The organism is Gilliamella sp. Gris1-4 (assembly GCF_001690335.1).
Lineage (GTDB): Bacteria > Pseudomonadota > Gammaproteobacteria > Enterobacterales > Orbaceae > Gilliamella > Gilliamella apicola_P.
Genome location: NZ_LZHA01000076.1, coordinates 1 through 9024, shown reverse-complemented (window position 1 = coordinate 9024; position 9024 = coordinate 1). Strand labels below are relative to the sequence as shown.

The following is a 9024-nucleotide window of genomic DNA, read 5'->3' as shown; positions in this document are numbered from 1 at the left end:
AAATTTTTAATACTAATTATCGTGCTTATGGTACAAGGCGTCTGCAAGCAGAGCTGAGAAAGCAAGGCATAACCGTATCTCGACGCCGAATAGGTCGAATCATGGCGAAAAATGGCTGGGTTTCGAAATACACCTGTAAAAAATATTGTATTCATACAGAAAAAAGCAATGAATCGCCGGTGGGGAATGAACTGAATCGAGAATTTAATATAGGTCAACCACGAAAAATATTGGTGACCGATTTAACCTATGTAAGGGTTAAACAACGTTGGCACTACCTTTGTGTAATTGTTGATATCAGTAATCGAGAAATAGTGGGGCGAAGTGCTGGCAGGCATAAAACAGCGGCACTGGTCATGCAAGCTATGAGTCAAATTCCAATGAACTTACAGACGATTGAGTTGTTTCATTCTGATAGAGGAAAAGAGTTTGATAATCATTTGATTGATGAATGTTTAACAGCATTTGGAATTAAACGGTCCTTAAGTCGCAAAGGCTGCCCCTATGATAACGCAATTGCAGAAAGCACATTCAAAGCAGTGAAAACAGAATTTGTGTCAAATACTATTTTTGATTCACTGGCGCAACTTAAATTGGAATTTAATCACTATGTGGATTGGTTTAATTATAATCGACTTCATTCAACATTAAATTACCAGTCGCCGATTGAATACAAAAGAAATCGATGACCTTATCTTTTTGGTACTAAAAAGTGTGGACATACCAAAATATTACTAAAAGGTCAATATGTTTTATTTATGCAATTATTCATCTCCAGTGGGACTAATAACCCTAGCCAGTCAACAAAATAAGCTCGTTGGGGCTTGGATTGAAGGTGAAAAATATTTTGGTCACATACTCAATACACAAACAGAAGAAAAATCTAATTTACCCATTTTTAACTCAACAAAAAAATGGCTTGATAATTATTTTTCAGGAAAAAGACCGAATCCATACCAATTAGAGCTTGCGCCAAATGGCACGCCTTTTCGACAATTAGTCTGGGAAGTGTTATATAAAATCCCTTATGGCGAAGTCATTACCTACGGCGATATTGCAAAAGAGATCGCTCTGAAAACAAATAAAGCAAGCATGTCTAGCCAAGCGGTAGGCGGTGCTGTTGGGCATAATCCAATATCCATTATCATCCCTTGCCACCGAGTTATCGGCGCAAATGGTAATTTAACAGGTTATGCTGGTGGAATAGATAAAAAAATCAAACTACTACAACATGAAGGAATCGATACTACATCATTTTTTATTCCTAAACATGGTTGTTTTTAGATAAAACCCAAACAAAAAAATATCATGATTTTATTTTATTAAATCGCTCCATAATTAAATAACGTAATAAATATCGGCATAATTAGTGTCAATAAAAAACCTTGGGCAATAGCGGCAGGTACAATTGCTATTCCGCCACCTTTTTGTAGCATGGGGAGTGTAAAATCCATTGATGTTGCACCACACAGACCTAATGTGGTTAATTGGTAGCGTTTAATTAGTGTTGGGATTAAAATAATTGCGCATAATTCACGCAGAATATCATTTAAAAACGTAGCACTACCAATAACTGGACCATGGGCTTCTGCCATTAAAATACCCGATAACGAATACCAACCAAAACCCGATGACATAGCAAGACCAACTCGTGCGGGCAAATCTAAAACAAATGACGCAACAATGCCCCCCAAAAATGCACTTATCGTAACTACTAGCGTTGTAATTATGCCTATTTTATTGAGCAGAATGTGCTTAATTGAAATATTATTACTGCGCAATTGAATACCGACTAAAAATAATAAAAAAACCAATACAACTTGTGTGGTAATTTCTGAATATTGCCAAATAAATAATGGAAATAATCCGCAAATAAACCCAATAATTAATGCAATACAAACACGCAATGACTCAAAAATCATTTTAAAACGTGATTCGTAAGTTTGATCTGTTTTATATGCTTTGGTAGAAAGAAAATAATCAAAAATAATTAAAACAACAAAATTACCGCCAAATGTACAAACAAAAAGAACACCGGTATAACATAAAATCATTTGTAAATTTGTAGTTAAGTTATCTAAATGTGCAAGTTCAGATCCCATAATGAATAAAATAAGGTAAACCATCCAACTCAATGTTTGGTTAATCTTGGTCATCAAATTATCATTTTTAATCTTAATTAAATAACCAATAAACAATGGCACTAACGCAATAAGAATACCAAAATACATATTTTATTCCTTAACTATTCCTGATTTTTATTTTTTAAATAATGGGATCAAACCTATGTTTTAAAATGTTACTGCTAATCATTAAGTCAATGATGTTAATTTTTGCTCAATATTAAGTTGAAGCTGATCCAATAAAGCGTAACGATTTCGATATTCTGAACGTTTTTTACTGGCGATTTCTTCAATGGATTTTCGATTAGTTTGGCTTGGTAATATAAATAAACCATTGGCATCTTGTTTGCTATCAAGTGTTAACCAAAAATCATCATAATCAGACAAAATTCGCTCCTGACGACTGTTATAACGCCAATTATTATATATATGAGTTTTATTGCCCACAGCAACAATTTGCGTTAACTGATAATAACGTGCAACCGTCAACGCAGCCTCAACAGCAATACGTTTAGGAAACAACCCATAGCACGCTTTAGTTGCTTTTTGCACACGCGTGCGCGCATCATCATGTCCTGTGCCTTGTAATCCTGCAATAAATAGTGTTGGCTTACCTTGATATTCTACGATTGAAAACGTCAAAGTGGCTAAGTCGATGCCATCACTATCATAAAAATAAAGGCTGATTTCGCCCTCTCTTGCAAATTTATTACGGGCTTGCACTGCTATTTGAATGCTTTGTTCATTTTTAACCGTTACATCAGCCAATACAAAAGGCAATTGTGGATTATAAAAAGCCTTGCTTACGCTGTCAGGTTGTTTAGCTAAAAAATCATAGTGATATGCCAAAGCGTCATAACGGGCTTTTTGACTCAAGCAAGAAGCTAAATAAGGACGCTGTAATTTACACGGCAAATTTGTTTGGCACGAAAAATAATCGCCAAGTAGTGGGTACTGTCTTAATTTATCAAGCCATTTTAAAGTGATTGGACTTAAAAACAAGGTTCTGAAAAAAAACTTATAACGATAAGTCGGATTAAGCCATAATTCGTTTAATGGTAATTTACCAGTATAAAGCCAGTTAAAAAGTTGCCATTTACTTTTTGGCCTAGACATATTCGTAATATTATTCATAAGTAGAAATTAAAATCGAGTTAGTTATTCTGTCAATTACTGGCGATTAAATCAATACGCATTGATATTTATAATCAGCCATAAAAAAATCAAACGATAAGAGTACAACACAACCTAAGTTGGTGCAACTGTTCCTATGATTATGTAAGATTAAATTAAATAAAAATAAAAAACGGTGAGCTAGTCACCGTTTTTTAAGCAATAATATCTTTTATAAAAAAGAATTATTGACCTTTAACTTCTTTTAAACCGTTGAATGGTGCTTTTGAACCTAAAGCTTCTTCAATACGGATTAATTGGTTATATTTAGCAACACGGTCAGAACGGCTCATTGAACCAGTTTTGATTTGACCTGCTGCTAAACCTACTGCTAAATCAGCAATTGTTGAATCTTCGGTTTCACCGCTACGGTGAGAAATAACTGCAGTATAGCCTGCATCTTTCGCCATTTTAACTGCAGCGATAGACTCAGTTAATGTACCGATTTGGTTTACTTTAACTAAGATAGAGTTAGCGATACCTTTTTCAATACCTTGCTTGAAGATTTTAGTATTAGTCACAAATAGATCATCACCCACTAATTGGATTTTGTGACCTAGTGCTTGAGTTTGGTAAGCCCAACCTTCCCAATCGCTTTCATCTAAACCGTCTTCGATTGATACGATTGGATATTCATTAGTTAAACCTTCTAAGTAATGAGTAAATTCTTGAGCAGTGAATTCTTTGTTACCCTCACCTTTCAATACATATTTACCAGTTTCTTTGTTATAGAATTCAGAAGCCGCACAGTCCATTGCTAAAGTGATGTCTTTACCTAAAACATAACCTGCTTTTTCCACTGCTTCTTTAATACATGCTAAAGCTTCAGCATTTGAACCTAAGTTAGGCGCAAAACCACCTTCATCACCAACAGCAGTATTCATACCTTTAGCATGTAAAACTTTTGCTAAGTTGTGGAATACTTCTGAACCCATACGGATTGCTTCGCGTACTGTTTTAGCACCAACTGGTTGAATCATAAATTCTTGTAAGTCGATGTTATTATCAGCGTGCTCACCACCGTTGATGATGTTCATCATAGGTAATGGCATTGAATATTGACCTGGAGTACCATTAAGGTCAGCAATGTGTTGATAAAGTGGCACACCTTTAGCTGCTGCAGCTGCTTTAGCCGTTGCTAAAGATACAGCAAGAATTGAGTTAGCACCTAAATTAGATTTAAAATCAGTTCCATCTAAGTCAAGCATAGCTTGGTCGACAGCGGCTTGATCTAACGCATCTTTACCCACTACAGCTTTAGCAATTGGGCCGTTAACGTTTTCAACCGCTTTTAATACGCCTTTACCTAAAAAGCGAGATTTGTCACCATCACGAAGTTCTAACGCTTCACGTGAACCTGTTGACGCACCAGATGGCACGATTGCAAGACCAACAAATCCACCTTCTAAATGAACTTCCGCTTCAACAGTTGGATTACCGCGAGAGTCGATCACTTCACGACCATGTACTTTAACGATTTTTGCCATGTTATTTTCCTCTATATGACAGATATATTACAAATGTTAATTTAAAACTATTTTTGTTGCTGCTCTTGATAAGCTTTGGCAGCTTTTATAAAACTACTAAATAGTGGATGTCCATCTCGTGGTGTTGATGTGAATTCTGGATGGAACTGACACGCAACAAACCATGGATGATCTGGGATTTCGATAATCTCAACCAACTTTCTATCCGTTGAAAGACCGGTAACCTTTAACCCAGCTTTAACCACTTCAGGTAATAAATTATTATTTACTTCATAACGATGTCGATGACGCTCGGTAATCGATTCATTTTTATACATACCGTATACTAATGAATTTGGCTCTAAATGACAAATCTGAGACCCTAAACGCATTGTACCGCCTAAATCGCTGTTTTCATTACGTTGCACAACATTACCTGACTGATCACTCCACTCAGTAATTAAAGCAATAATTGGACTTGCGCAATCTTTCACAAATTCGGTTGAATTTGCATCTTTAATACCCGCAACATTACGTGCATATTCGATCATAGCCACTTGTAAACCAAGGCAGATACCTAAGTACGGGATCTTGTTTTCACGGGCATAGCGAGCTGCCATAATTTTGCCTTCAACACCACGATAACCAAATCCACCAGGAATTAAGATAGCATCTAAACCTTCTAGCAAATCAGTACCACGTGACTCAAGATCTTCTGAATCAATATAACGGATATTCACCGTTAAACGATTTTTTAATCCACCGTGTTTTAATGCTTCATTCACTGATTTATAGGCATCGGGTAAAGCAATATATTTACCCACCATACCAATAGTCACTTCACCAACTGGGTTCGCTTCTTCATAAATGACTTGTTCCCATTGAGAAAGATCGGCCTCTTTACAATCAAGATTGAAACGTTTACAAACAAAAGTATCTAAGTTTTGTGATTTTAATAATGCCGGAATTTTATAAATAGAATCGACATCTTTAAGTGAAATCACTGCACGCTCAGGCACGTTACAAAATAGTGCAATTTTAGCTCGTTCATGAGCAGGAATAATGCGATCGGATCGACAAATTAATACATCGGGTTGAATACCAATTGACAACAACTCTTTTACTGAATGTTGCGTAGGTTTGGTTTTGACTTCACCAGCAGAGGCCAAATAAGGTACTAACGTTAAGTGCATAAATAATGTATGTTCACGGCCAACATCAACCGCTAATTGACGAATCGCTTCTAAAAACGGAAGTGATTCAATATCACCAACAGTACCACCAATTTCAACAATTGCAACGTCAAAACCTTTTGCTCCATCAATTACACGTGATTTAATTGCATTAGTGATATGAGGAATAACTTGAACCGTAGCCCCTAAATAATCACCACGTCGCTCTTTTCGTAACACATCAGAATAAATACGTCCTGTAGTGAAATTATTTTTTCGCGTCATTTTAGTGCGAATAAAACGTTCATAATGACCTAAATCAAGATCGGTTTCTGCACCATCTTCAGTCACAAACACTTCACCATGTTGAATAGGACTCATTGTACCTGGATCGACATTGATATAGGGATCAAGTTTGAGCATGGTGACATTTAAATTGCGGGCTTCTAAGATTGCAGCAAGTGATGCTGCGGCAATGCCTTTACCTAGGGAAGAAACGACACCGCCTGTAACAAAAATATAATTCGTGACCATTAATACCAGACCATTATTAATTTATAAGAACAATGTCGCATCGATTTTTAAAGCATAAAAACCAATACAACAAACAAGAATCAGACGGGAATGCAGTATAACAGAATCTGCCTTGTCCCACAATTGAATAATTAATTTTAACTGATGTTTTAATTGTATGAGTCAGTACAATTGTGTCTGCATGTATTAGATATTCAAACTGGAATTTTGCCCTTACATTTAATAAATTCTTTAAGTTTATCTATATTTTTGATTTCTAATTTTCCTTCACTTTTTTCAACAATATCTAACTTAATTAGCTCATTGACAGCACGGCGATAAACTCGATCTGTAGCTCCAAAACGCTCAGCTTCAAGATAGTTTTTCTGAAAATTACTGACAGAATGTATATTTAAATAGTGCTGATAAAGATCGAAGGCTATATTATAGCAAATTGAATATAAGATTCTTTTTAAAAAAAGATCTAATGTATCTTGATAATCGAAAGCAATTGCACTAGCAAAAAACAGTGCTAATTTAGGATGTTCAATCAGCGATTGATACAATTTATCTGCGTTAACAATTGACACTGTTAACGCTTCTTTAGCAATAATATCAAATTGACATAGATATCCAGTAAAAAACTCCATTTCACCAAAAATATGTTCATCACAATCAAGTGTTCCAAGGTGAAAGCGACGGCCATTAGCGGCTTCATAACGAATTGAGATAGTTCCGTTATAGACCATAATTAAATCATTAATCTTACAACCTTGTCGAAATAGAATCGATTTTTCATCGACAATTTTTTTCAACAATACATTGTTCAATAATAGATTCAATCAAATTATTATTCTGCCAATATGTACCAAAACGACCTTTATTCAAAGATTTCAACTGCATATAATCTTATACCACCGCCGTACAACCTACCATTTAATTATTTAAAAATAGAACATTATTTTAATTAAAATTTATAGCTAAGACTTAAATAATGGCCGATACCACTAGTTTTTCCTGCACCGGAGTTATTTTTAATCAAAGACATATTACGAAAATACTTTAAACCATAACCTAGTGCCATATGATCAGTGTGCTAGTAAAATCCGTTATACCATTCAATAGCATTATTGCTATAAAGTGAGTTATTAGTTATTTTATTAGCACCAAATTGATAATCAAAATAACCTTGATAGTTAATCTTGTCTTGATTAGTAAATTGATAAATTGGCTTTGACCAATTTGTTGAATACATATAACCATCCCATTTGCCTTCGTTAGGTTCGTTATAATTTTCACGAACATAGCGTGCATATAAGTTCATTCCCATAATACCAAACCATGGCATATCAACATCAGCCCCTAGCCCTAAATATTGTTCAAACAATTCTCGATCACCAATATTATTCACATTAGCAATATACAATTCTTTAATTGCGCCAAACGAAAAACCCGATTGAAGTAAAGCATCAAGAGAAATCCTTGGCGAAATTTTAGCAAAGAAATTATCACCACCATATCGAGCACCAAACTCAGTTTCAAGATAAGTATCATTTTTTATATTATAAGGTAATTTGGCATCGATACTTTGCATCAAATTTAACTGCAACCAACCATAATCATTCTTATGTAAATTACCATCTTTATAATCGGCAGCGTTGGCATTAACAGTATAAAGCCCAAAACAAATCAAAAAATAACTTAGAACTGATTGTAAAAAATTATAATAATTCATCGAGATATTTCCTTTCACTTAAGGTTACTTTTTTCGTTTCAACAACTGAGAAATAACCAACATTACAATAATAATCGCGTAAAAAGCTGGAATTGCATTCATAATAATTTGAGTACCAAAATATTCTTGGAATAAAGAACTAATTGCAGGGCTAAACATCGCGCCAGCACTACCGCTAACTAAAATAAAAGATACATTTTTACTTGAGGCATTTTTAACAAACGTAACCCCATAGGCGACAAAAGAGTTATATAGTGCAGAACAAACAAATCCATAACAATAAGTATAATAACTAATGCAGTTAAGATTTTGAGTATTAACAATAGCAATAGTTATCACAAAGGCTAATAGAATAATTGTTATAAAAAAGTGATGAATTTTAATGCGTGAAACAATAACGGTTGAAACTAATGCTCCTATTAATGCTGCAGCCCAATATTGCGTAATAATGTTGCCCAAGTTAAAAAAGTATATAAAGCCAGCATAGCTAAAAACAGACCTAAACCTGCAGATAAAATACCAAAATTCCATTCTGACTTTTGATTATTCTTCTGTTTTTTAACCACTTTAGGTGCTACCATTAAATCAAAATTAGTAGATATAATAGGGCGTGTTGATCTTTCATGATTATTTTTTAGACGGCATGATGTGAGTTATAATAATTCAGCCAAAAACAACCATAACTCGATTCATCATGCCAAGAACAATGCTAACAGATAAACGGTGGGAAAAGCTACTACAAATAATGAAAAATACCGGCCGAGTTTATAATAAATCCGAGCATCGGATGACGTTTGAAGGGATCCTTTTCCGAATGAGAACCGGTATTCCTTGGCGAGATT

Annotated in this window: 7 protein-coding genes and 3 pseudogenes; 3 read left to right on the top strand and 7 right to left on the bottom strand. The window is 34.7% G+C overall.

What is annotated here, in order from left to right; all coding sequences use genetic code 11:
• Together A9G31_RS09295 and A9G31_RS09290 are read left to right on the top strand one after the other, a co-directional pair.
• Positions 1–689 (top strand): IS3 family transposase (locus tag A9G31_RS09295; RefSeq protein ID WP_065559869.1); only part of this gene is annotated, 689 nt, incomplete at its 5' end.
• A 58-nt stretch (positions 690–747) separates the two neighbouring features.
• Complete coding sequence (locus A9G31_RS09290) at positions 748–1284, top strand: methylated-DNA--[protein]-cysteine S-methyltransferase (protein WP_065561402.1); 537 nt, start codon at positions 748–750, stop codon at positions 1282–1284.
• A 38-nt stretch (positions 1285–1322) separates the two neighbouring features.
• Here the strand turns inward: A9G31_RS09290 and A9G31_RS09285 are convergent, their stop codons facing one another.
• From A9G31_RS09285 to A9G31_RS09255, 7 genes and pseudogenes are all read right to left on the bottom strand, one after another.
• Complete coding sequence (locus A9G31_RS09285) at positions 1323–2231, bottom strand: lysine exporter LysO family protein (protein WP_065561401.1); 909 nt, start codon at positions 2229–2231, stop codon at positions 1323–1325.
• 81 nt (positions 2232–2312) lie between these two features.
• Entirely contained in the window at positions 2313–3239 is a 927-nt protein-coding gene (locus tag A9G31_RS09280) for a VirK/YbjX family protein (RefSeq protein WP_176700384.1), read from the bottom strand.
• A gap of 242 nt (positions 3240–3481) precedes the next feature.
• Positions 3482–4783, bottom strand: a complete 1302-nt coding sequence (gene eno, locus A9G31_RS09275) for a phosphopyruvate hydratase (RefSeq protein WP_065561399.1) — start codon at positions 4781–4783, stop codon at positions 3482–3484.
• 47 nt (positions 4784–4830) lie between these two features.
• A complete protein-coding gene (gene pyrG, locus A9G31_RS09270; protein ID WP_065561398.1) occupies positions 4831–6468 on the bottom strand; it encodes a glutamine hydrolyzing CTP synthase in 1638 nt (545 codons plus the stop codon).
• Between the two features lie 194 nt (positions 6469–6662).
• Positions 6663–7350, bottom strand: a pseudogene (locus tag A9G31_RS09265) (Crp/Fnr family transcriptional regulator).
• 64 nt (positions 7351–7414) lie between these two features.
• Positions 7415–8182 (bottom strand): annotated as a pseudogene (locus A9G31_RS09260) (nucleoside-specific channel-forming Tsx family protein).
• Positions 8183–8206: 24 nt separating this feature from the next.
• Positions 8207–8721: pseudogene (locus A9G31_RS09255) on the bottom strand (MFS transporter TsgA); the annotation flags it as partial.
• A gap of 155 nt (positions 8722–8876) precedes the next feature.
• Here A9G31_RS09255 and A9G31_RS09250 point away from each other — a divergent pair.
• A partial coding sequence (locus tag A9G31_RS09250; protein ID WP_141671418.1) for a transposase occupies positions 8877–9024 on the top strand: 148 nt, incomplete at its 3' end.

Coding starts and splice junctions, on each gene's coding strand:
- A9G31_RS09290 (WP_065561402.1), top strand. CDS start 748: ATGTTTTATTTATGCAATTATTCATCTCCAGTGGGACTAATAACCCTA.
- A9G31_RS09280 (WP_176700384.1), bottom strand. CDS start 3,239: ATGTCTAGGCCAAAAAGTAAATGGCAACTTTTTAACTGGCTTTATACT.
- A9G31_RS09285 (WP_065561401.1), bottom strand. CDS start 2,231: ATGTATTTTGGTATTCTTATTGCGTTAGTGCCATTGTTTATTGGTTAT.
- eno (WP_065561399.1), bottom strand. CDS start 4,783: ATGGCAAAAATCGTTAAAGTACATGGTCGTGAAGTGATCGACTCTCGC.
- pyrG (WP_065561398.1), bottom strand. CDS start 6,468: ATGGTCACGAATTATATTTTTGTTACAGGCGGTGTCGTTTCTTCCCTA.